Origin of the sequence: Streptomyces fuscichromogenes, assembly GCF_014645815.1 — a bacterium.
Lineage (GTDB): Bacteria > Actinomycetota > Actinomycetes > Streptomycetales > Streptomycetaceae > Streptomyces > Streptomyces fuscichromogenes.
In genome coordinates, this window is record NZ_BMML01000010.1 from 341,898 (window position 1) to 366,707 (window position 24,810).

The window sequence follows — 24,810 nt, forward strand, 5'->3', positions numbered from 1 at the left end:
TCAAGCAAGTTGGGACCGAGGGACGGATGGCATGACACCTCTAATCTCCAGGAGCGGCGCAGGGCGCAAGAGCCTTGTCACGCTCATCTGCGGAGCCCTGGCGACCGGCGCGATCACTGCCGCCAGCGTCGCCGCGCTGGAACCGGGGGCGGCCTCCGCCTCCTCCCACCGGGAGGCCCCGCTCATCTCGGGCACCCCGCAGTACGACAACACCGACCTGTACGCGTTCGTCAGCCCGGACAAGCCCGACACCACGACGATCGTGTCGGACTACATCCCCTTCGAGGAGCCGGCCGGCGGCCCGAACTTCTACCAGTTCGCGGACGACGCCCAGTACGACATCCACATCGACAACAACGGTGACGCGCTGGACGACCTGATCTTCCGCTACACCTTCAAGACCCAGATCAAGAACAAGAAGACGTTCCTCTACAACACGGGCGTGGTCGACAACCTGACCGACCCCGACCTGAACGTCACCCAGTCGTACAACCTCGACCTGATCAAGCTGAAGAACGGCAGGCAGCAGCGCACGACGAGGATCGCCAGCGACATCCCGGCGGCCCCGTCGGACGTCGGCAAGGCATCGATGCCGGACTACGCGAAGCTGCGTTCCCAGGCCATCTACAAGACCGCGGGCGGCGGCGCGACCTTCGCCGGCCAGGCCGACGACCCGTTCTTCGCCGACCTGCGCGTCTTCGACCTGCTGTACGGCGGCAACCTCTCCGAGGTCGGCCGGGACACCCTCAAGGGCTACAACGTCAACACGATCGCCCTCCAGGTGCCCAACGACCTGATCCGGCAGTCGGCCTCGCGTCCGACCGTCGGCATCTACGCGACGACCCAGCGCAGGAACGCCCAGGGCTACTACGCGCAGGTCTCGCGCCTCGGCAACCCGCTCGTCAACGAGGTCGTCAACCCGCAAAAGGACAAGGACAAGTTCAACGCGTCCCAGCCCAAGGACGACGCGCAGTTCCTGAAGAACGTCACCAACCCGGAACTGCCGAAGCTCATCGAGGCGATCTACCACATCAAGGCGCCGTCCGAGCCCCGCAACGACCTCGTCAGCGTGTTCCTCACGGGCGTCAAGGGCCTCAACACGCTGCAGCCGCAGGCGAAGCCGTCCGAGATGCTCCGTCTGAACACGTCCATCAAGCCGACGGCCAAGCCCAAGCGGCTCGGTGTCCTGGACGGTGACAACGCGGGCTTCCCGAACGGACGCCGGCTCACCGACGACGTGATCGACGAGGCGCTCCAGGTCATGGAGGGCGAACTGGTCGGTTCCAAGAACGACCTGGGCGACGCGGTCGACAAGAACGACAAGAGCTTCGAGAAGTACTTCCCGTACGTGGCCGAGCCGACGTCGGGTTCGCGCGGCGCGCTCGCCAAGAGCGCGGCCGGGAGCAGCACGAAGAGCGCGCTGGGCGACGCCCTGACCGGTTCCGGCGGCGGCAGCAACACGACGCTGATCGCGGGCTCGGCGGCCGCGGGTGCGGCGGGCGTGCTGCTGATCGGCACGGCGTTCGGCTGGTGGCGGCGCCGGATGCAGCGGCCGTACTGAGCGCTGCAGCGCTCAGCGCCGTAGTGCTTTAGGCAGGGGGCGACTGCGGGCCGGCCGGTGGCTGGTCGCGCAGTTCCCCGCGCCCCTTCGGGGCGATTCAAGACTGGCGCGGCCCGCACCCACTCAATCCCCCACGGCGCGGGCCGCGCCGCTTCGCGCGACAGCTACTAGGAGAGGGCATGGCCCCGGGTACGAACGAGAAGCAGCCCGCCGAGACGAAGGACCAGGACGACGAGCGCGTCACCGCCCTGCGCCGGTTCTCCGCCGCGGGGCGGAACTGGCGGCGGGCCCGGCTGGCGGGTTCGGCCGTGCTGATGGCCATCGCTCTGACCGGCGGGGCGATCGCCTTCGGGGCCGGCCGGGACGGCGGTACGGCGCCGGTGGCCACGTCGAGCGCGGTGGACCCGGCGCTGCTCGCGAGCGGCGACCTCGCCACGACGATCGCCTCTCTCCAGGCCCATCTCCGCACCCAGCCGAAGGACTCCGACAGCTGGGCCACCCTCGGCCTCGCCTACGTCGAACAGGCGCGCACCAAGGGCGACCCGTCCCGCTACCCGCAGGCCGAGAAGTCCCTGGAGCGCGCGCTCCAGATCACCCCGGACAACGACGAGGCGCTGGCCGGCGAGGCCGCGCTCGCCGCCGCCCGGCACGAGTTCGCGCCGGCGCTCCGCTACGCGGACCAAGCCCTGAAGCAGAACCCGTACAGCGCGAACGCCCTGGCCTCCCGCATCGACGCCCTGGTGGAACTCGGCCGCTACGACGAGGCGAGCAAGGCGGCCGACCTCGCCGACCAACGCAAGCCGGGCGTACCGGTGTTCACCCGGTACGCGTATGTGCGCGAGCTGCGCGGTGACGTCAAGGGCGCACAGCGGGTGCTGGAGCAGGCCCTGTCCACGGCCACGTCGAAGGGCGACATCTCCTACGTGGCCGCCCAGCTCGGTCTGCTCGCCTGGAACCAGGGCGACTACAAGAGCGCGCTGAACTACTACGCCCGCGCCCTGACCGCCGACGAGAACTACCTTCCCGCGCTGGAGGGCCGGGCCCGCGCCCAGGCGGCGACCGGCGACCGGGCCGACGCCATCAAGGGCATGGAACTGGTCGTCTCCCGCTACCCGCTGCCCCAGCCCCTCGTCGAGCTCGGTGAGCTGTACGAGGACCGGAACGCCAAGGGCGACAAGGAGAAGGCCGAGAACCAGTACGCGCTCGTCGAGGCCTGGATCGCACTCGCCCGCGCCAACGGCGTCAACGCCGACCTCGACACCGCCCTCGCCGCCGCCGACCACGGCAACAAGGCCGAGGCGCTGAAGGCCGCCCGCGCCGAGTGGGCCCGCCGCCACACCGTGCACACCGCGGACGCGCTGGCCTGGGCCCTGCACGTCAACGGCAAGGACAAGGAGGCGCTCCCGTACGCCCGGCAGGCCACCGCCACCGGCTACCACAACGCCTCCTTCCTCTACCACCAGGGCATGATCGAGCTGGCCGACGGCGAGAAGACGGCCGGCCGGGCCGCCCTCACCAAGGCCCTCAAGCTCAACCCGGGCTTCTCCCCGCTGGGCGCGCGTGCGGCCCGCAAGGCGCTGGAGGCCTCGAAGTGAACCTCCGCCGTACCGCCGCCGTCTTCACCCTGGCCTGCGCCGCGACGCTGCTGTCCGGCACGGCCGCGAGCGCACACCCGCTCGGCAACTTCACCGTCAACAAGTACGACGGTCTGGTCGCCGCGCCCGGTCAGCTCCGCATCGACCATGTCGAGGACCTCGCCGAGATCCCGGCGACCCAGGCCAAGCCGGACCTGAAGCGGCTGGGCATGGCCAAGTGGGCCGAGCAGCGCTGCACGACGGCGGCGGACGGCAGCAAGCTCACGGTCGACGGCACCGCGACGCCGCTCACCGTCGGCACCAGCCACGCGGAACTCCGTCCCGGCCAGGCCGGGCTGAACACCCTGCGGGTGGAGTGTCGGTTCACCGCGCCGCTCCCGAAGGGGGCCACCGTCACCCTCGGCTTCCACAGCGCGGGCGCCGACACCGGCCCCGGCTGGCGGGAGATCACGGCGCGCGGCGACCGGATGACGCTGACGAAGTCGGACGTGCCCAAGACGTCCCTCTCCCACGAGCTCACCAGCTACCCCAAGGACCTGCTCTCCTCCCCGGACGACATCACCACCGCCGCCCTCCACGTGCGGCCCGGCGGCCCCGCCCTCGCCGCGGAACGCCAGGACACCCCGGGTGCCGAGATCCTCCCCCGGGGCATCGACCGCTGGACCCAGGCCCTGACCGACCTGGTCGCCCGTCATCACCTGACCGTCGGTTTCGCGGTGCTCGCGCTGTTCATCTCGATCGCCCTCGGCGCGATGCACGCGCTGGCACCGGGCCACGGCAAGACCCTTATGGCGGCGACGGCGGCGGCCCGGGGCGGCCGCGCCCGGCTGCGCGACGTCCTCCCGCTCGCCGCGTCGGTCACGGTCACCCACACCCTGGGCGTGGTCGCCCTGGGCGTCCTGGTGACGGCGGGCTCAGCGGCCACGCCGTCGGTGATCGCCTGGCTGGGCATCGCGAGCGGCCTCATGGTCCTGGCAGCAGGCGCGAACCTGACCCGCAGGGCCTGGCGCAACAGGACCCATGAACACGACCACGGCCACGGCCACACGCACGACCACGACCACGACCACCATCACGGGCACACACACGACCACGGCCATGACCACGAGCACGAGCACGCCGTGAAGCGAGAACTGGCCCTGGTCGGAACGCACGAGCACGCCCGTGTCCACGCCCACGTACCGGATCACAGCCACGACCACGGCGACACGCACGACCACGGTCACACCCACGAGCACGGGCACACGCACGACGACGGGCACACCCACCCTCATGGTCACGACCACGCTCATGGCCATGACCACGGCGCTCAGCCCCACTCTCCGACCGCCCACTCCTCCGAGGACGCCGGACGGCCGGCACCCCACCCGGCCCGTCCGGCGTTTGAGGACGAGGCCGTCCAGGCCGAAGGGGGGTCCGGGGGCGCAGCCCCCGATCACGGCCACACCGACATGCCGCACAGTCACGGCGGGTTCACGCACACCCACTCCACGGCGCCCACCCTGCGCGGCACCATCCTCCTCGGCTTCGCCGGCGGTCTGGTCCCCAGCCCCTCCGCGGTGGTCGTGCTCGTCGGCGCCGCCGCCCTCGGCCAGGCCTGGTTCGGGCTGCTCCTCGTCGTCGCCTACGGCATCGGTCTCGCCCTGACCCTGACCGCCGCCGGGTTCGCCGTCGTCAAGCTGGGTACGGGAATGACTCGGGTGATGGACAAACGCCCTCGCTGGACCACGCATCCCATGGCCACCCTGATCCGCCGGACCACCCCGCTCGCCTCGGCGCTCGTGGTCGTGGCCCTGGGGATCGGACTGGTGGTCAAGGGGGCCGCATCCGCACTTCTCTGAGTTACGTTTGTGATGAATCAGCGCGAGCTGCCGTGGGGGGCACCCGTGACCGAAGAGCCGGGCCGTGAGCGAGTCATCGCGGGCCGCTACCGACTGCTGACGCCGCTCGGCGAGGGCGGCATGGGCACCGTGTGGCGGGCCCGCGACGAAGTGCTGGGCCGTGACGTCGCCGTCAAGGAGGTGCGGGCGCCGGCCGGGCTGCCCGGCTCCGACATCGAGCGGATGTACGCCCGGCTGGAACGCGAGGCCTGGGCCGCGGCCCGGGTCGCGAACCGCAACGTGGTGACGGTGTACGACGTGGCGATGGAGGGCGGACGGCCCTGGATCGTCATGGAACTGATCCAGGGTGTGTCCCTCGCCGACGTGCTGGAGGCGGAGGGGCCGATGTCCCCGCAGCGGGCCGCGGGCGTCGGTGCCGAGGTGCTGTCCGCGCTGCGGGCCGCGCATGCCGCCGGGGTGCTGCACCGGGACGTGAAGCCGGGCAACGTGCTGCTGTCGAACGACGGCCGGGTGGTGCTCACCGACTTCGGGATCGCCACGGTCGAGGGCAGTTCGGCGCTGACCATGACCGGCGAGGTGATCGGCTCACCGGAGTTCCTCGCCCCGGAGCGGGCGTTGGGGCGGGCGTTCGGCCCCGAGTCCGACCTGTGGTCGCTCGGCGTGCTGCTGTACGCGGCGGTCGAGGGCAGCTCGCCGTTCCGGCAGGACACCCCGCTGAGCACCCTGCGGGCCGTGGTGGACGAGGAGTTGCCGCCGCCGTACCGGGCCGGGCCGCTCGCCCCCGTCATCGAGGGACTGCTCCGCAAGGACCCGGCGCAGCGGCTGTCGGCCGAACAGGCCGAGCGCGACCTGCGGCTGGTCGCGGCCGGGGGCACCCCGAGCACGGCCGCCACCGTCCCGGTCCCCGGGCCGTACGAGACCCCGACCCTCGTCGCCCGGCAGCCCCTGCCGTCCTCCCCCACGCCCCCGTCGCCCACCCCGGCGGACACCCGGCCGCCCGCCGCCGACCGCAACGGCCGTGCCGGTACCGTGCTGCTCATCGGACTGGTGCTGGTCGTCCTCGCCCTCGGCGGGCTGACGTACGCCCTTCTCAACCACAACAACAACGACGACGGCGGCGGCAACGACGCGGGGGCGAGCCAGTCGGCCAGCAACCTCAGTTCCCCGGCGCCCAGCAAGAGCAGCACCACCAGGTCCGAGTCCCCCTCGGCGTCCGCGAGCAGCAGCGCGCCCGCGCAGAGCGTGAAGGTCAGTGTGGCCGGGTCCGGCACGGACTACTCGGGGACCTGTCCGCCGTCGACCGCGCAGGCGCCCTCGTTCACCGCGACGTTCACGGTGGGGAGCGTGCCCGAGGACGTGCAGTACCGGTGGGTGCTGAAGAAGGGTTCGCTCGACGACCAGGGCTGGAAGACGCTGTCCTTCCCGGACGGCGGCGGGAAGAGCCGGCAGACCAGGGTGACCGTGACGACCTGGTCGGACAGCGGGACGCTGAGCGACGCCATCGCCGTCGAGGTGCGCAGCCCGGTGGAGACCACGTCCAACTCGGTGCCGTTCACGGTGACCTGTACCCGGACGACGGAGACCCCGACCGACGGGGCCTCCGCCTCGCCCTCGCCGTCAGGCTCCGACTGACGTGGCGAAGGTCATGCGTTGCTGGTCAGGGCCGGCAGATAGCCGCCGGACTGGCCGGCCGCGGTGGGGTGGTACGACTCGGTGATGTCCAGCAGGTTGAGACTGTGCAGCCAGGAGCTGCCGGAGCAGATCTCATGGCTGGAGAACGCGCTGCGGACGTCACCGAAGGCGAAGCCGTGGTCGGCGGCGCGCTTGGCGATCGCGGTGTCGATGTAGTCGGCGGCGGCGTTGATGGCGGTGCGCTTGGTCGAGGAGAGACCGAGGCAGGTGGTGCCCAGCAGATAGAAGCGGGGGTAGCCGAGGACGACGACCTCGGCGTTGGGGGCCTTGGCGCTGATCGCGTTGTAGACGTTGTCGAGCTTGCCGGGGAGTGTGGAGTCGACGTAGGCCTCGGCGGTGCTGATCCGGGACAGGCAGGTGCTGTCGGAGCCGAGCACACAGGTCGTCATGACGTCGGTGAAGCCCGCGTCGTTGCCGCCGATGGTGATCGAGACCAGGCCGGTCGAGGAGCTGAGTGTGCCGAGCTGGCCGGAGAGCACGTCGTCGGTGGTGGCGCCCGAGCAGGCGAGGAACGAGAACGAGGACGGGCTGTGGGCGGCGTTCCACAGGTAGGGGTAGGCGTTCGTGCTGCGGTCGCAGCTGCCACTTGAGCTGATGTAGCTGCCGGCACCGACGCCGGACGCGTACGAGTCACCGAGCGCCACATAGCCCCCGGTCGCGGCCTGCGCTTCCGTCGCGGCCGCGCCGGTGAGGGCGAGGCCGGTGGCGAGGAGGAGTGAAGTCACGTATGCCGTAATTCGGGAACGTCTCATGGAACCTCCCTTTAGCAGGATCTCTGCCACAACTGTCGTAGCAACCACGCGTGTTGACGGGAAGTGTCCATGCCAAAACTGTTCAGGTTCCCAACCAGCCCTATCCGGACCGATCCTGCGCGTTCCCGGCCCGTTTGATATCGCGTCCATGACAGGAGCGCGACGGGCCGTCAACTCTCCGTCTCTTCACACCGACCGGCCGATCCCCGACACACAGCGCTCCGGAAGCCCGTGTCGTAACCGATCACCGGTAGGCACCGAAATCGAGCGACTTGTTCCCCGGAGACAACAGGTGTCTCCGGGGAACGGTCATGTCCGGAGACCTGCTTGACGCCCCCAGTTCGGCTGCGCGACATTGAAGCCCGGCATCCGGCGCCTTGGGGGGCAAAGTCGGCCATGCAGACCATATGGCTCAAGACATCATCAACAGCGGACGAACGGGCGCGGCCAGGACCGGGGAGGGACCTGGGGCCCCTGTTCGCGGGGGCCGCGACGGCCGTCGCCGGGACCGGTGCGCTGCTCGCGCTCACCGACTCCGGCGCTTCGCCACGCGGGCCGTTCGCGCTGTTCTTCCTGCTCGCCGCGCCGGCCGCGGCGATCGGGCTGGCACTGCGCGGACTCGATCCGTTCGCCCGTGTGCTCACCGCGCTGGCGGGTGCCGTCGCCCTGGACATGCTGATCGCCCAGGGCATGCTCGCCATCCACCGCTGGTCCTGGCGCGGCGGCATCATCGCCGTGACCGTGATCAGCCTTCTGCTGCTTCTGCTGGTACTCCTGCGACCGGTGGAACGCATTCTCGAACTGATTCACCGGCGAGCCGGGAAAACCAGTTCGAGTTGAAGAACAGGGTCGGCCAAAGTTTCGTAACGGCCGAACCAACAAAAACGTGGGGCCCACTTCCAGGCCTTGCCATACTGGTTCAATCATCAATACCGTCGTACATCTCACCCGCATCGGATCGTCATCCAGCGGCCCCAGGGGAGGGCTTGAGGACCGCGATGTTCCGGGGCGGGGCGCGGTAGGGGGGTGCCGTGCTCGGTGACCGCAATGACCACTGTCGTTTCTCGTGTGACCACTGTCGTTTCCGAGTCGTGCCGCGCGACCGGCTGCCGTTTTCCGGCAGACCGGCCTGCTTTGCCAGCTCACCTGCGGATACGGAGATCCGTTCTCCGTGCCACGGGTGATAACCCCCCTTTCGAACCGGACACAGAAGCGGGCCGCCCAAGGGGCGGGCGGTCCACCGGACGAGAGGGACAAGACTCATGAGTTCTGTTCTGCGTACACCGGCCTCGGGCCAAGATCCGTTAATGGGTCCCGAATACCGGCCGATCTCCTCTCACCTGGCCATCACACCGCCGGTGAGCGTGGTGATTCCCGCGATGAATGAGGCGGAGAATCTCCCCTACGTCTTCAAGACACTTCCCGCCTGGATACACGAAGTGGTTCTTGTGGACGGTAATTCCACTGACAACACCGTTGAAGTCGCGCGGGAGTTGTGGCCCGAAGTGAAAGTCGTCGAACAGCGTGGCAAGGGCAAGGGAGATGCCCTGATCACCGGTTTCGAGGCGTGCACCGGCGACATCATCGTCATGGTGGACGCGGACGGCTCGGCCGACGGCCACGAGATCGTGTCCTACGTCTCCGCCCTGGTCTCGGGCGCCGACTTCGCCAAGGGCTCGCGCTTCGCCAACGGCGGCGGCACGGACGACATGACCTTCGTCCGCAAGCTCGGCAACTGGGCGCTGTGCACGGTCGTCAACCGCAAGTTCGGCGCCCGTTACACCGACCTCTGCTACGGATACAACGCGTTCTGGCGGCACTGCCTCGACAAGATCGACCTCGACTGCACCGGCTTCGAGATCGAGACCCTGATCAACATCCGGGTCGTCAAGGCGGGCCTGAAGGTGCAGGAGATCCCCAGCCACGAGTACCTCCGCATCCACGGCACCAGCAACCTGCGCGCCGTACGCGACGGCCTGCGGGTCCTCAAGGTGATCCTCAAGGAGCGCTCCAACCGGCGTGACCTGCGCCGGCGGGTGCGGCACTCCCCGATGCTCAGCACGGGCCGGGGAGAGTCGTCTTGAGCGATCCCGACATCTCCGTCGTGATCTGCGTGTACACCGAGGACCGCTGGGAGGACATCCTCGCGGCGGTCTCCTCGGTGCGCGCCCAGTCGTATCCGGCGCTGGAGACCCTGCTGGTCGTCGACCACAACCCGGCGCTCCTGGAACGGCTCACGCAGGAGTACAAGGAGCCCACGGAGGGCACTGAGGTGCGGGTGCTCGCCAACGCGGGTCCCCGCGGCCTGTCCGCGGGCCGCAACACGGGCATCGCCGCCTCCTACGGCGAAGTGATCGCCTTCCTCGACGACGACGCCGTGGCCGAGCGGGACTGGCTGCGCCGCTTCGCCGAGGGGTACGCCGACCCGAGGGTGCTGGCGGTCGGCGGCCGGACCATGCCGGTCTGGGCCTCGGGCCGCCGCCCGGACTGGTTCCCGGAGGAGTTCGACTGGGTGGTCGGCTGCACCTACCGGGGCCTGCCCGCCGGCCGGGTCCGGGTCCGCAACGTCCTCGGGGGAAACGCTTCTTTCCGGCGTACGGCCTTCGACGCGGCGGGCGGCTTCGCCACCGGCATCGGCCGCGACGGCGACAAGCGTCCGCTGGGCTGCGAGGAGACCGAGCTGTGCATCCGGCTCACCCGGGCCCGCCCGGACGCGGTCCTCCTCATCGACGACCGCGCGGTGATCCACCACCGGGTGCCCGAGGCCCGTGAGCACTTCGGGTACTTCCGCACCCGCGCCTACGCCGAGGGCCTCTCCAAGGCCCTGGTCGCCCGCAGCGTGGGCGCCGGCAAGGGCCTGGAGTCCGAACGCCGGTACACCACGCGTGTGCTGCCCGCCGGGATCGCTCGTGGCCTGCGGGACGCGCTGCTGGCCCGGCCGGGCGGCGCGGGCCGGGCGGGCGCGATCGTCGCCGGAGTGCTGACGGCGGCGGGCGGCTATGTGGTGGGCAGCGTGCGGGCCCGGCGGGGCGGGGCGGCCTTCGCCGTCGCCGGGATCGAGGGAGGCCCCCATGGCTGAGGCGCCGGTCCCGATCCTCATGTACCACTCGGTCGCGGCCTCGCCCAACGACGCCACCCGCGCGCTGTCGGTGGCACCGGAGGCGTTCGCCGAGCAGATGGCGCTCATCGGGGACCTGGGCATGACCCCCGTCAGCACGGCCGCCCTGGCGGCCGGCTGGCGCTCCGGCGGCCCGCTCCCCGACCGTCCCGTCCTGGTCACCTTCGACGACGGCTACGCGGGCGTGCACCGGCACGCCCTGCCCGTGCTCGCCAAGCACGGCTTCGCGTCCACACTGTTCGTCTCGACGGGCTGGCTCAGGGGCGCGTACGACACCGGAGGCGGCCTGGACGCCATGCTCGACTGGGACCAGGTGCGCGAACTCGCGGACGCGGGCTGCGAGATCGGCGGGCACAGCCACACCCATCCGCAGCTCGACCAGCTGGACGACGACCGGCTGCGCGCGGAGCTGGTGCGCTGCCGGGAGATCGTCTTCGACGAACTCGGCGCCGAACCCGCCTCGTTCGCCTACCCGTACGGCTACTCCAGCCGCCGGGTCCGGCAGGCCGTGCGGGCGGCCGGGTACGGCCAGGCGCTCGCCGTCGGCAACGCCCTCGCCCGCCGCCGTCAGGGTCCGTTCGCACTGCGCCGCGTCACCGTGCGCCGCAGTACGGACGCCGCGGAGTTCGCACAGCTGCTGCAAGGCCGTGCGATCGCCCGCACCTTCGCCGGGGACCGTGCCCTCACCAAGGGGTACGCCGTTCTCCGCAGAGCCCGCCAGGTCCGCCGGAAGGCCAGCCGTTCCCGTGTCTGACACGACCACCACCACCGAGACCGCGACAACCAGGACACCGGCGTCCGAGCAGTCGGGGCGCCGGCTTCGCCTGCCCGGACGGGGCGGCTCGTCCGGCGGCAGTCCACTCTTCCGGAACGCCTATGCGCTGATGCTCAACACCGGCATCTCCGCCCTCCTGGGCCTCGGCTTCTGGCTGGCCGCGGCCCGCTACTACTCCGAGTCGGCGGTCGGCCAGGGCTCCGCCGCCATCGCCGCGATGAAGTTCCTCGCGGGCCTGACCGCGGTGACCCTCACCGGCGCCCTGGCCCGCTTCATCCCGGTGGCGGGCCGCCACACCGGGCGCCTCATCTTCCGCACCTACGCGGGCAGTTCGCTGATCGTGGCGGTGGCCGCCGGAGCCTTCCTGCTGACGCTGAACGTGTGGGGGCCGTCGTACCGCTTCCTGCACGGGCCGCTCAACGGGCTCGGGTTCGTCGTCGCCGTCGTCTCCTGGAACCTGCTCACCCTCCAGGACGGGGTGCTGACCGGGCTGCGCAACGCTCCCTGGGTGCCGGTGGGCAACACCGTGTTCTCGGCCGTCAAGCTGGGACTGCTGGTCACCCTGTCCGTGGCGATCCCGACCGCCGGGGTCTTCGTCTCCTGGGTGGCGGCGATCGCCACCTCGTTCGTACCGCTGGGCTGGCTGGTGTTCCGGCGGCTGGTGCCCCGGCACATCAAGGCGACCGAGGACCATGCGAAACCGCCCACGCTGCGGGAGATCGGCAAGTTCCTGGCCGGCGACTACACCGGCTCGCTGTTCTCCCTGGCCGTGGTCTACCTGATCCCGGTGATCATCGCCTCGCAGGTCAGCTCCGAGGACAACGCGTACTTCTACATCACCACCACCATCGGCGGCACCACCAACCTGCTCGCCATCAACATGGGCGCCTCGCTGACCGTCGAGGGCTCGCACGACCCGGCCCGGCTGGCCGGCAACACCCGGGCCGCGCTCCGGCGGATGGCCCGGATCATGATCCCCATCTGCGCGCTGCTGTTCTTCGGGGCACCCAGGATCCTCGGCGTGTTCGGTCCCGGCTACGCGGACGCGGCGACCCCGCTGCTGCGCTGGTTCGCGGTCGGCGCACTGCTCCGGGTCGTGATGGAGACGTACTTCGCGGTGCTGCGCGCACAGAGCCGCACCGCAGGGCTCGCCTGGCTGCAGGGCCTGCTGTGTGTGCTGGTGCTCGGGCTGACCCTGCTGCTGCTCCCCCGGATGGGACTGACCGGAGCGGGCGTGGCCGAGATCTCCAGCCTCGCGGTGATCGTGACGATCGCGGCACCCCGGCTGTGGCGGACGCTGCGGACGGCCCCGGCCGAGATCCCCGACGGCACGGCACCCGACGGCGACCTCGCCGACCTGGGGACGCGCGAGGTCCCGCCCGCGTCCGCGCCGCGCAGGCGCGGACCGGCGTGGGCACTGGACACCGACACCCTCGCGCTCGGCATCCATGTGGACTTCGACCATGTGGAGCGGCGCCCGGACGTCCGGCCCGGACCGGGAACTCCGCCCACGGGTACACCGGTCGTACGGCCGGAGCACCGACCGGACGACCGGCCGACGTGGACGCTGCGACCGCCGCGGAACCTGGGGCTGCCGGTGGAGGAGCGGGAGCCGCACGCGGAGGCCTCGCTGGGGCCGGCCGAGGTCTCACTGCTGAAGGAGGCGGAGGCGGTGGTGCCGGCCGAGGCTCCGGAGGAGTCCGTGCCGGTGCGCTCGCTGCGCAAGCGGCTGACGCCCAGCCGCGCGGGGGCCGTCCTCGGCTGTCTGCTGGTCGCCGCACTGCTGCTCTACTGGCTGCCGGCGGCCCGGCTCGACGACGCCGACCTGGACCGGATGGGCGGCCTCGGGCTGGTCTCGGTGCTGCCGCTGCCGACGCTGGCCGGGGCGGCGCTGCTGGTGACGGTGTTCGCCGCGCTGCTCCGGCTGCGCCGGGAGCACAAGGCGCTGCTGCTGCTCACGCTGCTGGCCACGGTCGTGTCGCTGCATGCCCTGCCCGCCGTGATCGAGACGGAACCGCGCTTCCCGACCGCCTGGCAGCACCTCGGTTTCATCGACTACATCGACCGCACCGGCTCGGCCGTACCGGACCTGGACGCCCGCTGGAGCTGGCCGGGCTTCTTCGCGGCGGCCGCGTTCATCGGCCGGGCGTGCGGGGTCACGGACTTCACCGAGGTCATCCGCTGGTGGCCGACCTTCATCCAACTCGCCTATCTGGCGCCGATGTTCCTGCTCGTGCGGTCGATGCGGGCGAGCTGGCGGGCGAAGTGGACCGGCATCTGGATCTTCGTGCTGTGCGGCTGGGTCGGCCAGGACTACTTCTCCCCGCAGGGCTTCACGTATCTGCTCTATCTGATGTTCGTGGCGATCCTGCTCGTCTGGTTCCGTGCCCCGCACGTCATCTGGACGAGGTTCCGGCCGGGTGAGGCGGAGGTCGAACCGACGAACCGCCGGCAGCAGGCCGTGCTGCTGATGGTGCTGGTCGGCCTGTACGCGGCGACCGTCCCGGCGCACCAGCTCACCCCGTTCGTGATGCTGGGCGTGCTGGCGGCCCTGGTGCTGACCGGCCGGTCCGAACTGCGGGGCCTGCCCCTTCTGTTCGGGGTGGTGGCGGCCGTCTGGCTGGGCTTCATGGCCGAGCCGTACTGGTCCGGGCACTTCAACGAGCTGTTCGGCGGGGTGGGCGGGGTCGGCAGCAATGTCTCCACATCGGTCTCCGGCCGTATCCAGGGCGGGAGTTCGACCCACAAGCTGGTCCTGTACGTCCGGGTCCTGCTGGCCGGGAGCATGATGACGTTCGCGGTCTGGGGCTGGTGGCGCCGCCGCTTCCACCGGTACCGCGAGCGTTCCCTGCTGGTCCTGACCTTCGTGCCGTTCCTGGGCTTCGGCATGCAGTCGTACGGCGGCGAAATGGCGCTGCGCGTCTTCATGTTCGCCCTGCCGGGGGCGGCCCTGCTGGCCGGGCTCGCCCTGTTCCCGCGCACCGGCGCCATGGCGAGGGAACGGGAGAAGGACCGGGCCGGTCTGGCGCCGGTGGCCGCGCTCGTGGCCGGGTTGCTGCTCATGGGCGGTTTCCTGGTGGCACGTTGGGGCAACGAGTCCTTCGAGCGGGTCCGGCCCGGCGAGGTCGCCGCCATGGACTACGTGTACGCCCACGACAAGCCGACGGTACGACTGCTGTGGCTGAGCAACGACACGGTCGACGACGTGACCCCGGCGATTCCGTGGGGCGCGAAGGACATGGAGCGGGTCGACTACGTGCCGACGCTCGCCCCGACCGACCCGGTGCTGGTGTCGGGCCTGGTGAAGGCGCTCAAGGACGCCGGCCCGCACTCGTATCTGATGGTCAACAGGGGTCAGGTCACCTACCTCCAGATGGACGCCGGTTACTCGGCGACCTGGGCGAGCCGGCTGATCCGGAACCTGGACGCCCGGCGGGATCTGACGAAGGTCCTGGTCAACGACGACGCCACCGTGTACGCGCTGCGCACCCAGCCCGCGGGTGCGGTGGCGAAGCCCGATCCGGGGCCGATCGGGCCGCGGATCACCTGGACGCCGTGGTCGGTGATCGGCGGTCTCGCCGCCGTCGCGCTGGTCCTGCTGCTGACCGCCCGCGAGGTGGTGCGGGTCGCGGCCCGCCCCGGGGTGCGTCAACTGCGGCTTCTGCAAGGCAGTTTCTGGTTCTCGCTGCCGCTGCTCGCGGTGTTGCTGGCCTCGTTGGCGCAGCGGTTCCTGACGCTCAAGTGAGAGGTCCGAACGGCACACCCGGTGATATCCGATATCACCGGGTGAGCCACTTGACCTCGTAGGCCTTCATGTCGAACCGCTTCCCGTCCACCTGGGCACTGATCGTCCGGTCCAGGGTGTTGACCACCAGGACGGTCCTGTCGCTGGCGAGGACACGGACGGCGGGCGCGTCGTCCGCGGCGACGGAGACCGTCTCGTACCGGGTCCCCGGCGGGAACGCCCTGCCGAACCTCGACACCAGGTCGTACATGGGCAGTGCCTGCCCGCCGTCCGCGCTGTCGGTCGTCGTCCACAGGCAGCCGGCACAGGCGCCGCCCTTCTCGTCCTCGGGGTTCCAGTAGAAACCGGAGTCGGCGCCGCCCTCGACCAGGGCGATCATGCCGGTGGCCTGGACGGCGACCCGGTGGTCCTCGGTCCAGCCGTCGCGTTCGTCGCGGCCGTCGGCGGGCTCGACGTAGTACTCGGCCCACCACAGCGGCAGGTCGTGCGTCTGCTTGCGCACCCACTCGCTCACGGCCGTCAGCTTCCGGGTGGCCGCGAACTCGTCCGGGAGCAGGTCGTCGTCGTTGGTGTAGCTGGACCCGTCGACGACCACGAAGTCGGCGCCGGCCTTGTGGGTGTTCCAGTAGTCGAAGGCGTCGACGACCCGCTGGTCCATGACGCCCCAGTCACCCTTGAGGGTGGTGGAGGCGTTCTCGGTCTGGCGTGGGTCGAAGCTGTCCATGACGAGGTAGGGCCCGCCGACCATGATGTCCTTGTCGACGGCCTTCAACGCCTTGTAGACGAGGTTGTAGAGCTCGGTGTAGCCCTCGTAGTCCCAGCGGGCCTCGGCGTTGTTCCAGAAGCCCTTGAACTCGTTCCAGACGATGAAGTGCCGTACGTCCGGGTAGCGCCTGGCGACGGTCGCGGCGAGGTCGGCGTAGTCCTGGTAGTGGTCGGGGGTGGGCGCGGTCTCCAGGGCGGCCTGGCTCCAGTCGGTGTTGTCCGCCCCGGCCCTGCCGCCCTTCATCCAGTCCGGGGAGCAGCACAGGGTGATCACCGGGGTGCCGCCCGACCTGCGCATGAAGTCGACGCGCCGGTCCAGCGCGCCGAAGTCGTAACGCCCCTTCACCGGCTCCGGGTTGTCGGCGCCCCAGCCCATGACGGCCTGGTCCTGCGGCATCCCGGCGTCCTCGGCCAGCAGGTTCTCGACCCGCTCGGTGGCGCCCGCACTGCCCTCGTCGGCGCTGTACTGGGTGTGGGTGAAGCCCCAGCCCACGTACGGCTCGGTGGTGTCCGGCGGGGTGGCGGGGGTGCCGTGCACCTTGTCGCCGTCGCGGGTGGTGCCCGCGGTGCCGGCACCGCCGCCGGGCAGTGTGCTGACCAGTGTCACGATCAGGGCGAGAGCGGCCACGCCCACCCCGAGCAGGGCGGTGAGCCGCCACCGCCGAGCCCCCGAATTCCACCCATGACGTGCCATCAGGGACAACAGTAACGGCGGAAATCGCCCCCCGGGGCAGGTACCGGGGATCGGTGGCTGTGCGACAGGACCGGGGGGCACTCCGGAATACTCCGGAAGCTCGGCGCACATCCGACACTCGCCGCCCACTTCGGAAAACGGGTGCGCCACGGGCCCCGGTGACAGATCATGGCGACATGTCTGCCAAGCCGCACGAGTCGCTGCCGATCCGGCTCAACGTCGACGACTCCGACTCCCCGTCCGACGTCGTCGACGCGCTGTTCCTCGGCCGCTTCGCGACGGGCGAGCAGCCGTACTCGCACGCGGCGAACATCGACCGGGTGCGCTCCGGGGCGACCCTGCTGCCGAAGGAGGCGCGGGTGCTGCGGGTGGCGCGCGACGACGACCGCAGCGCGACCCTCGCGGAGGGCGACGGCTGGACGCTGCTGGTGTCCCGCTGGAACCGGGGCGCCGACGTCACCGTCACCGCGACCACGGCCGAACTGGCCGCCCAGGTGCTGAACGAGGCGACGGACGGCGCGGCGGACGAGCCGGAACCGCAGCCGGAGAACGTGACCATGGGCTTCTGGTACGTGTCCCCGCGCCGCGGTCCGCACCGCACCACCCGGCAGATCTCCGCGGGCACCTGGGACGAGGTCCGCGCCAACTACACGGCGCCGGTCGCGGACGCGATGGACCGTCTGATGAAGACGACACCGGAGGACATCGCGGGCCGTCTCCTGCTGCTGCACGGCCCGCCGGGCACCGGCAAGACCTCCGCCCTGCGCACCCTCGCCCGTTCCTGGCGGGACTGGTGCCAGGTGGACTGCGTCCTCGACCCGGAGCGGCTCTTCTCCGACGTCGGCTACCTGATGGACATCGCGATCGGCGAGGAGGACGGTGCCGGCAAGGGCCGCTGGCGGCTGCTGCTCCTCGAGGACTGCGACGAACTGATCCGCGGCGAGGCCAAGCACACGGCGGGCCAGGCGCTGTCCCGGCTGCTGAACCTCACCGACGGCCTGCTCGGCCAGGGCCGCAACGTCCTGGTCGGCGTCACCACCAACGAGGACCTGGAGCGGCTGCACCCCGCCGTGGTCCGCCCCGGCCGCTGTCTGGCCCGGATCGAGGTGGGCCCGCTGACCCAGCGCGAGGCGGTGGGCTGGCTCGGCACGGAAGAGGGAGTGGGCCGGGACGGGGCGACCCTGGCGGAGCTGTACGCACTGCGCCGGGGCACGGCGCCGACCTCGGTACCGGGGGCGCGGGAGGGCGCGGACGCGGGCCTGTACCTCTAGCCGGTGCTTTGATGGAGGTATGCCCCTCTTCGTCGGAACGTCGGGCTGGCAGTACCGGGACTGGCGGGGTGTCCTGTACCCGGCCGACGTGCCCGTGCGCCGGTGGCTGGAGGCGTACGCGGAGCACTTCACCACGGTCGAACTGAACAACGCGTTCTACCGCCTCCCGACCCGCGAGAACTTCGCGTCCTGGCGGGACCGGGTCCCCTCCGACTTCGTGATCGCGGTCAAGGCAAGCCGCTATCTCACCCACATCAGACGCCTGAGAGATCCCGCGGAGCCGGTCGACCGCCTGCTGAGCCACGCGGCGGGCCTCGGTGACCGGCTGGGCCCGGTCCTCCTCCAGCTCCCGCCGACGCTGAAGGCCGACCCGGGTCTGCTGGACGCCTGCCTGTCCCGTTTCCCCCACGGCACTCGCGTCGCGGTCGAACCCCGGCACGACTCCTGGTGGACACCGCAGACCCGCGAGGTCCTCGAAGGCCGGGGCGCGGCGCTGTGCTGGGCCGACGTGCAGGCCCACCCCGTGACCCCGCTCTGGCGCACCGCCGACTGGGCCTACCTCCGCTTCCACGAGGGCCGGGCCGCGCCCTGGCCCCGCTACGGCCGCCGTTCCCTGGAGACGTGGGTCGACCGCATCGCCACGGTGTACCCCGAGAAGGCCGACATCTACACGTACTTCAACAACGACCCGGGCGGGGCGGCGGTACGGGACGCGGTGGCGTTCGGGAGGGCGGCGGAACGGGCGGGGCTGACGGTGACCAGGACGCCGGAGCTGAGCACGAGCGGCTGACGCCACGCTTGCGGTGTCGGGCCGAGCCGGGTTCGGCACCGCCGGGCACCGCCGTCGTGGCTGGACACCGTCGTGGCGGAAAGGGGGGCTTGGCGGAGCAGGGACGTCCAGCCCAGCCCCCGCCGGCGTATTTCCGTCCGCCGCGACGGCGATCAGCCACGACGGCGCATTCCGGCGGTGCCGAGCCGTCCTCAGCGTTCCCCGTACGCCGCCCGCACCGCGTCCCGCACCGCGGACAGCGCCGCCTCCTCGGCCAGCCCGAGTCGCCGGACCCGCTCGGCGTAGGCCTGTGCGGCCAGTGCCGCCTCGCGGTCCGCGGCCGAGCCCGCCGCGGCGACGAACGTGCCGTTGCGGCCCCGGGTCTCGATCACCCCGTCCGTCTCCAGCGCCCGGTACGCCTTGGCCACCGTGTTCACCGCCAGGCCCAGCGACTCGGCCAGCCCCCGCACCGTCGGCAGCCGGTAACCCACCGGCAGCACCCCGCCCCGCGTCTGCTCGGAAATCTGCGCCCGCACCTGCTCGTACGGCGGCGCGCTGTCATCGATGTGGATCTTCAAGGTCACGGCCCGATTCTCCCGCACCCGCCGGAAAATGAGAGGCATCCCGTACCCGTCCCGCATAGCGTGCGCCGCATGACAGTGATCGTGCGTGACCTGCGCCCCGACGCCCGGTCCGACGCCGAGGGCTTCGCCCGGGTCCGGCGGCTCGCCCTCCCCTTCATGCTGTGCACCCCGGAGTCCCTGGTCCACGACCTCACACACACCCACCCCGCCGCCCGCTTCCGCCAGTTGATCGCGGAGGAGGACGGCGAGGTCATCGGCACCGCCCAGGTCGGCCTCGCCCACGAGAGCACGGAGGCGGGCCAGGGCTTCGCCAACGTGTACGTGCATCCGCAACGCACCAGCCGGGGCGCCGGCACCCTCCTCGCCCGTGCGGCGGAGGCACACCTGGCGGCGGTGGGCGCGAGCACCTCGTACGCCTGGGTCCTGGACGCCCCGTCCCACCGCGCCTTCGCCGAGCGGCACGGCTACACCGCGAGCCGCTCCGCCCACTTCCTCCGTCTCGACCTCGCGCACGGGACGCTCCCTCCGCAGCCGGCTCCCCCGCCCGGCGTGGAACTGCGCACCGCCGCCGACTTCGCCGACGACCCGCGCCCGCTCTTCGCCCTGGACGCGGAGACGACGGCGGACGAACCGAGCGACATCGACACGGAGTTCGCCGACTACGAGGTCTGGCTGGACGGGACCTGGCGTCACCCGCTGTTCAGCCGGGAGCTGACCTCGGTCGTCCTGGTGGACGGCCGCCCCGCCGCCTTCAGCGCGGCCCGCACCGACGGCGGTGCCCGGTACGGCACCGTCATGACCGGCACGGCCCGTGCCTTCCGCGGCCGGGGCCTGGCCAAGCTCGCCAAGAACGCCTCCCTGCACCGCGCCCGCGCCGCCGGCTGCACGGAGGCGTTCACGGGCAACGACAGCGGCAACGGACCGATGCTGGCGATCAACAAGTGGTTCGGGTACGACATCTGCGCGACGGAGGTCAGGTATGTCCGCGAACTCGGCTGAACCGGCAGGCACGGTGGAGGTGGTGCTGGTCAAGGCGGGCCGCACGAAGATCCGTTACCCCGCCGAGCTGCTGCACGACGACGGCAACCGGATCGCCGTGCGCGCTCCCTGGGCCGGCGACGCGGCCCGGGAGTTCGGCTTCGTCCGTTTCGAACAGGGTGATGTCTTCACCGAGTTCTACTGGCGCGACCGCTGGTACGCCGTCAAGGAGGTGCGCGCCGCCGACGGCACACTGAAGGGCTGGTACTGCGACGTCACCCGGCCGGCGACGCTCGATGGCGGTCGACTGGTCGTCGAGGACCTCGACCTGGACCTGTGGCGGTCCGCCGACGGCACGGACGTACGTCGGCTGGACGAGGACGAGTTCGCCGAGAGCGGGCTGGCGGAGCGGGACCCGGAGGCCGCGGCGGCGGCCGTGACCGCGCTCGACACGCTGGAGGCGCTGGCCCACGGGCCGGATTTCGCCGCCCTGCTGTCCTGAGGCGCCCTGCTCACACCGTCGCCACCACCGCGTACCGCTCGTCGTCCACCTCCTTCCCCCACAGCACCGCCGCCTCGGACAGCCGCTCCACGCGCACGTCCGCGGCGAGCGGCGCGAGCAGGGCGGTGAGCCGCCCGGCGGGTATGCCGACGGGGGCCACGGCTCCCCACACACCCTCCACCAGCACGAACCGCCCGCCGGGCCGAAGCAGCCCCCGCCAGTGCCGAAGCACGCGCGCGGGGTCGGGCAGCGCCCACAGCACATGCCGTACGAGCACGGTGTCGAACAGCTGCTCGCCCACCGGCGGGACCGCCGCGTCACCGAGGAGGAACACCGGGTCACGGCCGGCGAGCTTGACGCGGGCCCGCTCCAGCATCGCCGGGGAGTTGTCGACCCCGGTGACCCGGTGCCCCTGCTCGGCGGCGAGGAGGGACAGGCTGCCGGTGCCGCAGCCGAGGTCGAGGATGTCGGCGGGGCGGGCGGGCAGCCACGCCGCCAGGCGCTCCGCCCAGGCCGCGCGGACCTCGGGGGCGCCCAGCCCATGATCGGGCTCCGCGTCGAAGGTGGCGGCCTGCGCATCCCAGTCGACACTCGCCACAACTGTTCGATCACTGTCGTTCGTCATGCCCCCAGCGTGACACCCACCACTGACACTCGATCCATGTGACTGCGACCACTGACAGACCGGCATCGATGAGGAACTCTCGCCAAAAGCGTCTATCTCCGTGACAACACGGATCTCGGTAGGCACTGAAGGAGGCAGCCATGCGCCGCGAAACCGTGCAGAAGCCCCTGAAGAGGACGGACAGCCGCCGGATCCGCGAGGAGGCCGACGAGCGCCCCGCCGGACGCCCGGAGGTGCGGAAGGACATCGCACGAACCTGGTGGCCGGACGGCTGACCACGCCCGTCCCCCGCGCTTCAGTCCAGTCGCTTGCGGTAGTGGATGCGGTCATAGGGCCCGTCCACCCGCCGCTCGACGACTTCGTAGCCGTACTTCGCCATATGGTCTGCCGCCATGGGCTGCGGCACCACCCCGATCCGCGCGATGTAGTGGCGGTACGCCATATCGGTCACGGCCTTCACCGCTAGTGCGTCGACGGCCCGGGCGGGCCGGATGTCGTCGTCGGTCATGGCGTGAACGCTAGCTACCTCAGCGCAGTCTGAGCACTCCCTTAAGGCGACCATAAGGATCTCCGTCGCCCGCTCCCAGCAGGCGATTCCGCGGTTCTCTGGGGCTAGCTTTCTGATCGCCCCCACGGGATTCGGCCCGGCGGGACCGAGCCCGCTCCGAGGACCGCCCCGAGGAGTCCCCGCATGCCCGCAACACGCCGTCAGGCCCCTGTCGGCACGGCGGCGCTCGCCCCGGCGCTGATCCCTCATGACTCCGGGGCCTGACCGGCGGCTCAGGCCGGACAGGCCCCGGCGGCGTTCAGTTGGGCAGCGGCTCAGCTGAACGCCGACGCACAGGTGGTGTCGGTGGCGTGCGCCGGGTCGAGCGCGTTGGCCACCTCATGGAAGGCGATCCGGTCGAAGAGCCCGATCGCCACGTGCTCGGAGAGGTCGAGCGAGCAGAGGTCCTGGAGCAGGACGTTGTGGACGTCGGAGCCGCTCAGGTACTGGCTCTGCCAGGGCGTCGCCACCTCGTCGTACTTGGTGGCGATGACCGTGTAGCGCACTCCGGAGACGGTGTCGCCGCCCGCGTTGAGCTTGGTGAGGAAGGCGGAGCCGGGGATCTGGTCGGCGAGACCGGGGGTGGTGGCCTTGATCAGGTCCGAGGCGCCGGGGAAGTACGGCAGCAGGTTGGTGAGGCCGCTGAGAGTGGCGCCGTGGTTGTCGGGGGCGAGGCCGACGAGGGCGTTCACCTTGGCGGCACCGCCGAGGAACTTCAGGTAGTAGCGGGGCATCATGCCGCCCTGGGAGTGACCGACGAGGTCGGCCTTGGCGGCGCCGGTCGCGGCGAGCACTTTGTCCACGAAGGCGGAGAGTTGCTCTGCCGACTTGTCGATGGGACCGAGGCCGTAGAAGACGGGGACGCCGTCCAGCTGGCCGTAGTCGAGGGAGAAGACGCAGTAGCCGCGGTCCTCCAGGTACGGGGCGAGGGAGAGCCAGTTGTCGACGGAGTTGCCGAGGGTGCCGTGGACCAGGATCACCGGGCGGGGGTGGGCTGCGGAGGGGCGGCAGGAGTAGTCGTTCCAACCGGTGGTGGGGGCGCTCGACGCATGGGCGGTGGCGGCGGGAACGGTGGCGACGGCGGCGGCGAGGAGCAGTGCGGTCAGGGGTCTGAGCACTCGTTTCCAGGGCAGCATCGGGTGATCTCCTTGCGGCTCAAGGGATGTGCGACGGCCTTACGCCCTGTGATCCGGATCACGAAGGATGCTGTTCACCCATCAAGTTACGGACGAGTAGTGCAAGCGTGAAGTTACGCGTCGGTAAAACTTCCGAGTAACTACCGCACGCCACCCATCTGACGGGATGTCACCAGTTGGGCCTGAGGGGACCATAGGGCGCGATACGGGCCAAACACCCCCGCAACACGCGCACTTCCCCCTCCCCCAGCACATCGCCCCAGCCCCGGACGACCTCCGCGGCCGCCTCCTCCGCGGCCCGCGCGCACGCCCATCCCCGCTCGGTGAGCACGATCAGCCGCGCCCTCGCGTCCCCGGGGTGCGGTCGGCGCTCGGCATACCCCTTACGCACGATGTCGTCGACAAGCTGACTTGCCGCCTGTTTGGTCACCCCGAGGTGCACGGCGAGCTCGGTGACGGTGGCCCCGTCCGGGGCGAGCCGCGCGAAGGCGAAGCCATGGGCGGGCCTGACCCCCTCGAAGCCGCGGGCGACGACCCCTTCGTCAATGCGCCGGACGAGGTCACCAGCAGTAGCGAGCAGGGCGGCGGACAGGGCCATGGCCTCGGAGTTCTGCACGGAGGCATTGAAACACCCTTGACGAACCAGTCAAGCGGCTTGACCATGTAGGCGACATAGTCAAGCTACTTGACCATCCCGTCCGGAGGCACCCATGCCCGTCATCCGCTCCGCCGAGGCCACCACCCACGAGCTCCACGGCGCCCGCTTCGTCGCCTACGCCACTCCCCGCACCGGCAGCAAGGAACTGTGCGCCTGGCGAGGAGAGATACCGGCCGGGACCAAGGCCCCCGCCCACACCGTCACCCGGGAGGAGATCTTCCACCTGCTCGTCGGCGAACTCCTGATGACGGTCGACGGCTGTACCGAACGCGTCCGCGCCGGGGACACCGTCATCGTCAACCCCGGTGCCACCCTCGCCGTCGAGAACCCGACCGACCACACCGCGCTCTCCTGGGTCACCACGTCCATCGGCCTCGCGGCCGAGCTGGCCGACGGCACCCGGGTCATGCCGCCGTGGGCCAACTGACCTGGCGGAACACGCCCGTGCCACGCGCTCCCCGGATGCCCGGTCCCGCGCCGATCGAGGTGCCGAGCACGTTCGGAACGGCCGGAGCCGCGGGGCCGGCCCGTGCGTCACCGGAACCGGCCCGCACCATGGACGCCTCACCGACGGCCGCAAGCGGGCCCTGCCGACCTCGGCGACCACCTGTGCCCGCGGCCTCATCGCCTCACTCGGTCGGAGCGGCGACCGATGCCGTGACGCCCCCCTCTTCCGGGAGCGCCGCCACGTCCACGCCCCGCACCTGGGACAGTTCGTGCTTGAGGGCCGCGAGTTCGGCGCCGCCGGCCATGTGGTTGGTCAGCTCCTCCAAGTCGATCCGGTCGCGGGAGGCGGAGAGTTCCAGGGTGCCGAGGCGCAGCACGCTGAAGTGGTCGCCGACCATGTAGGCGTGGTGCGGGTTGTGGGTGATGAAGATGACGCCGAGGCCGCGGTCACGGGCGGCGGCCACATACTTCAGCACCACACCGGACTGCTTGACGCCGAGGGCGGCCGTCGGCTCGTCGAGGATGAGGACGCGGGCGCCGAAGTAGACCGCACGGGCGATCGCCACACACTGGCGCTGACCGCCGGAGAGGGTACCGATGGGTCGTTCCAAATCGTCCAGGACGATGCCCATGTTGCGTAGCTCTTCGTCGGCGGTCCGCTTCATCCGCTCGATGTCCAAACGACGCAGCGGCCAGGGGCCCTTGGTCATCTCGGAGCCGAGGAAGAAGTTGCGCCACACCGGCATCAGGGGGAC

General features: G+C 71.0%; 23 protein-coding genes. 15 read left to right on the top strand and 8 right to left on the bottom strand.

Annotation, left to right across the window (positions count from 1 at the left end; translation table 11 throughout):
- Positions 1-31: 31 nt before the first annotated feature.
- The 4 genes from IEZ11_RS23870 to IEZ11_RS23885 all read left to right on the top strand — a co-directional run bounded on the left by IEZ11_RS23870 (position 32) and on the right by IEZ11_RS23885 (position 6,629).
- Entirely contained in the window at positions 32-1,561 is a 1,530-nt protein-coding gene (locus IEZ11_RS23870; RefSeq protein ID WP_189264884.1) for a DUF4331 domain-containing protein, read from the top strand.
- 179 nt (positions 1,562-1,740) lie between these two features.
- Positions 1,741-3,156 (top strand): tetratricopeptide repeat protein, encoded by a 1,416-nt coding sequence (locus IEZ11_RS23875; RefSeq protein WP_189264885.1) that lies wholly within the window; start codon positions 1,741-1,743, stop codon positions 3,154-3,156.
- Positions 3,153-4,997, top strand: a complete 1,845-nt coding sequence (locus tag IEZ11_RS23880; protein ID WP_189264886.1) for a sulfite exporter TauE/SafE family protein — start codon at positions 3,153-3,155, stop codon at positions 4,995-4,997. Before IEZ11_RS23875 ends, IEZ11_RS23880 begins: the two co-directional genes overlap by 4 nt.
- 45 nt (positions 4,998-5,042) lie before the next feature.
- Positions 5,043-6,629 carry a serine/threonine-protein kinase gene (locus IEZ11_RS23885; protein WP_373294959.1) on the top strand — a complete coding sequence of 529 codons (1,587 nt, stop codon included), beginning with the start codon at positions 5,043-5,045 and terminating at the stop codon, positions 6,627-6,629.
- 11 nt (positions 6,630-6,640) lie between these two features.
- On the opposite strand, the gene IEZ11_RS23890 is transcribed toward IEZ11_RS23885, so the two are convergent.
- Positions 6,641-7,441: an SGNH/GDSL hydrolase family protein gene (locus IEZ11_RS23890; RefSeq protein WP_189264888.1), complete on the bottom strand. Its 801-nt coding sequence runs from the start codon at positions 7,439-7,441 to the stop codon at positions 6,641-6,643.
- Positions 7,442-7,837: 396 nt separating this feature from the next.
- Between IEZ11_RS23890 and IEZ11_RS23895 the strand changes: the two genes are divergently transcribed.
- The 5 genes from IEZ11_RS23895 (at position 7,838) to IEZ11_RS23915 (ending at position 15,079) form a co-directional block, all read left to right on the top strand.
- Complete coding sequence (locus IEZ11_RS23895) at positions 7,838-8,281, top strand: hypothetical protein (RefSeq protein WP_229713304.1); 444 nt, start codon at positions 7,838-7,840, stop codon at positions 8,279-8,281.
- Positions 8,282-8,703: 422 nt separating this feature from the next.
- Positions 8,704-9,525 (top strand): glycosyltransferase family 2 protein, encoded by an 822-nt coding sequence (locus IEZ11_RS23900; RefSeq protein ID WP_189264889.1) that lies wholly within the window; start codon positions 8,704-8,706, stop codon positions 9,523-9,525.
- Positions 9,522-10,520, top strand: coding sequence for a glycosyltransferase family 2 protein (locus IEZ11_RS23905; RefSeq protein WP_189264890.1), 999 nt, complete (start codon positions 9,522-9,524; stop codon positions 10,518-10,520). Before IEZ11_RS23900 ends, IEZ11_RS23905 begins: the two co-directional genes overlap by 4 nt.
- Complete coding sequence (locus tag IEZ11_RS23910; protein WP_189264891.1) at positions 10,513-11,313, top strand: polysaccharide deacetylase family protein; 801 nt, start codon at positions 10,513-10,515, stop codon at positions 11,311-11,313. The genes IEZ11_RS23905 and IEZ11_RS23910 overlap by 8 nt, the downstream gene beginning before the upstream one ends.
- On the top strand, positions 11,306-15,079 hold the full coding sequence (locus IEZ11_RS23915) for a lipopolysaccharide biosynthesis protein (protein ID WP_189264892.1): 3,774 nt from the start codon (positions 11,306-11,308) through the stop codon (positions 15,077-15,079). Before IEZ11_RS23910 ends, IEZ11_RS23915 begins: the two co-directional genes overlap by 8 nt.
- Before the next feature lie 34 nt (positions 15,080-15,113).
- Here the strand turns inward: IEZ11_RS23915 and IEZ11_RS23920 are convergent, their stop codons facing one another.
- Positions 15,114-16,538, bottom strand: coding sequence for a GH39 family glycosyl hydrolase (locus IEZ11_RS23920; RefSeq protein WP_189264893.1), 1,425 nt, complete (start codon positions 16,536-16,538; stop codon positions 15,114-15,116).
- A 176-nt stretch (positions 16,539-16,714) separates the two neighbouring features.
- Between IEZ11_RS23920 and IEZ11_RS23925 the strand changes: the two genes are divergently transcribed.
- Both IEZ11_RS23925 and IEZ11_RS23930 read left to right on the top strand, forming a co-directional pair.
- Entirely contained in the window at positions 16,715-17,809 is a 1,095-nt protein-coding gene (locus IEZ11_RS23925; RefSeq protein ID WP_189264894.1) for a DUF5925 domain-containing protein, read from the top strand.
- A 19-nt stretch (positions 17,810-17,828) separates the two neighbouring features.
- Positions 17,829-18,599, top strand: a complete 771-nt coding sequence (locus tag IEZ11_RS23930; RefSeq protein ID WP_189264895.1) for a DUF72 domain-containing protein — start codon at positions 17,829-17,831, stop codon at positions 18,597-18,599.
- 191 nt (positions 18,600-18,790) lie between these two features.
- Here the strand turns inward: IEZ11_RS23930 and IEZ11_RS23935 are convergent, their stop codons facing one another.
- Complete coding sequence (locus tag IEZ11_RS23935; protein WP_189264896.1) at positions 18,791-19,162, bottom strand: GntR family transcriptional regulator; 372 nt, start codon at positions 19,160-19,162, stop codon at positions 18,791-18,793.
- Positions 19,163-19,231: 69 nt separating this feature from the next.
- Between IEZ11_RS23935 and IEZ11_RS23940 the strand changes: the two genes are divergently transcribed.
- Together IEZ11_RS23940 and IEZ11_RS23945 are read left to right on the top strand one after the other, a co-directional pair.
- Positions 19,232-20,161 (top strand): GNAT family N-acetyltransferase, encoded by a 930-nt coding sequence (locus tag IEZ11_RS23940; RefSeq protein ID WP_189264897.1) that lies wholly within the window; start codon positions 19,232-19,234, stop codon positions 20,159-20,161.
- Entirely contained in the window at positions 20,142-20,642 is a 501-nt protein-coding gene (locus IEZ11_RS23945; protein WP_189264898.1) for a ribonuclease FAU-1 family protein, read from the top strand. The genes IEZ11_RS23940 and IEZ11_RS23945 overlap by 20 nt, the downstream gene beginning before the upstream one ends.
- Before the next feature lie 10 nt (positions 20,643-20,652).
- Here the strand turns inward: IEZ11_RS23945 and IEZ11_RS23950 are convergent, their stop codons facing one another.
- Complete coding sequence (locus IEZ11_RS23950) at positions 20,653-21,267, bottom strand: class I SAM-dependent methyltransferase (protein ID WP_189264899.1); 615 nt, start codon at positions 21,265-21,267, stop codon at positions 20,653-20,655.
- Positions 21,268-21,407: 140 nt separating this feature from the next.
- On the opposite strand from IEZ11_RS23950, the gene IEZ11_RS52000 reads away from it, so the two are divergent.
- Positions 21,408-21,542: a hypothetical protein gene (locus IEZ11_RS52000; protein WP_268239921.1), complete on the top strand. Its 135-nt coding sequence runs from the start codon at positions 21,408-21,410 to the stop codon at positions 21,540-21,542.
- A gap of 20 nt (positions 21,543-21,562) precedes the next feature.
- On the opposite strand, the gene IEZ11_RS23955 is transcribed toward IEZ11_RS52000, so the two are convergent.
- The 3 genes from IEZ11_RS23955 to IEZ11_RS23965 all read right to left on the bottom strand — a co-directional run bounded on the left by IEZ11_RS23955 (position 21,563) and on the right by IEZ11_RS23965 (position 23,566).
- Entirely contained in the window at positions 21,563-21,775 is a 213-nt protein-coding gene (locus IEZ11_RS23955) for a hypothetical protein (protein ID WP_189264900.1), read from the bottom strand.
- A 314-nt stretch (positions 21,776-22,089) separates the two neighbouring features.
- Positions 22,090-22,950: an alpha/beta fold hydrolase gene (locus IEZ11_RS23960; RefSeq protein WP_189264901.1), complete on the bottom strand. Its 861-nt coding sequence runs from the start codon at positions 22,948-22,950 to the stop codon at positions 22,090-22,092.
- A gap of 169 nt (positions 22,951-23,119) precedes the next feature.
- On the bottom strand, positions 23,120-23,566 hold the full coding sequence (locus IEZ11_RS23965) for a MarR family winged helix-turn-helix transcriptional regulator (protein WP_189264902.1): 447 nt from the start codon (positions 23,564-23,566) through the stop codon (positions 23,120-23,122).
- A 94-nt stretch (positions 23,567-23,660) separates the two neighbouring features.
- On the opposite strand from IEZ11_RS23965, the gene IEZ11_RS23970 reads away from it, so the two are divergent.
- On the top strand, positions 23,661-24,035 hold the full coding sequence (locus tag IEZ11_RS23970; protein ID WP_189264903.1) for a cupin domain-containing protein: 375 nt from the start codon (positions 23,661-23,663) through the stop codon (positions 24,033-24,035).
- A 202-nt stretch (positions 24,036-24,237) separates the two neighbouring features.
- Here IEZ11_RS23970 and IEZ11_RS23975 read toward each other — a convergent pair.
- A partial coding sequence (locus tag IEZ11_RS23975) for an ATP-binding cassette domain-containing protein (RefSeq protein WP_189264904.1) occupies positions 24,238-24,810 on the bottom strand: 573 nt, incomplete at its 5' end.

Bases quoted from the DNA above. Each gene is read 5' to 3' on its own strand.
- IEZ11_RS23925 (WP_189264894.1), top strand. From the start codon at position 16,715: ATGTCTGCCAAGCCGCACGAGTCGCTGCCGATCCGGCTCAACGTCGAC.
- IEZ11_RS23900 (WP_189264889.1), top strand. From the start codon at position 8,704: ATGAGTTCTGTTCTGCGTACACCGGCCTCGGGCCAAGATCCGTTAATG.
- IEZ11_RS23960 (WP_189264901.1), bottom strand. From the start codon at position 22,950: ATGCTGCCCTGGAAACGAGTGCTCAGACCCCTGACCGCACTGCTCCTC.
- IEZ11_RS23895 (WP_229713304.1), top strand. From the start codon at position 7,838: ATGCAGACCATATGGCTCAAGACATCATCAACAGCGGACGAACGGGCG.
- IEZ11_RS23890 (WP_189264888.1), bottom strand. From the start codon at position 7,441: ATGAGACGTTCCCGAATTACGGCATACGTGACTTCACTCCTCCTCGCC.
- IEZ11_RS23930 (WP_189264895.1), top strand. From the start codon at position 17,829: ATGCCCCTCTTCGTCGGAACGTCGGGCTGGCAGTACCGGGACTGGCGG.
- IEZ11_RS23955 (WP_189264900.1), bottom strand. From the start codon at position 21,775: ATGACCGACGACGACATCCGGCCCGCCCGGGCCGTCGACGCACTAGCG.
- IEZ11_RS23920 (WP_189264893.1), bottom strand. From the start codon at position 16,538: ATGGCACGTCATGGGTGGAATTCGGGGGCTCGGCGGTGGCGGCTCACC.
- IEZ11_RS23970 (WP_189264903.1), top strand. From the start codon at position 23,661: ATGCCCGTCATCCGCTCCGCCGAGGCCACCACCCACGAGCTCCACGGC.
- IEZ11_RS23910 (WP_189264891.1), top strand. From the start codon at position 10,513: ATGGCTGAGGCGCCGGTCCCGATCCTCATGTACCACTCGGTCGCGGCC.
- IEZ11_RS23945 (WP_189264898.1), top strand. From the start codon at position 20,142: ATGTCCGCGAACTCGGCTGAACCGGCAGGCACGGTGGAGGTGGTGCTG.
- IEZ11_RS23875 (WP_189264885.1), top strand. From the start codon at position 1,741: ATGGCCCCGGGTACGAACGAGAAGCAGCCCGCCGAGACGAAGGACCAG.
- IEZ11_RS52000 (WP_268239921.1), top strand. From the start codon at position 21,408: ATGCGCCGCGAAACCGTGCAGAAGCCCCTGAAGAGGACGGACAGCCGC.
- IEZ11_RS23950 (WP_189264899.1), bottom strand. From the start codon at position 21,267: ATGACGAACGACAGTGATCGAACAGTTGTGGCGAGTGTCGACTGGGAT.
- IEZ11_RS23940 (WP_189264897.1), top strand. From the start codon at position 19,232: ATGACAGTGATCGTGCGTGACCTGCGCCCCGACGCCCGGTCCGACGCC.
- IEZ11_RS23870 (WP_189264884.1), top strand. From the start codon at position 32: ATGACACCTCTAATCTCCAGGAGCGGCGCAGGGCGCAAGAGCCTTGTC.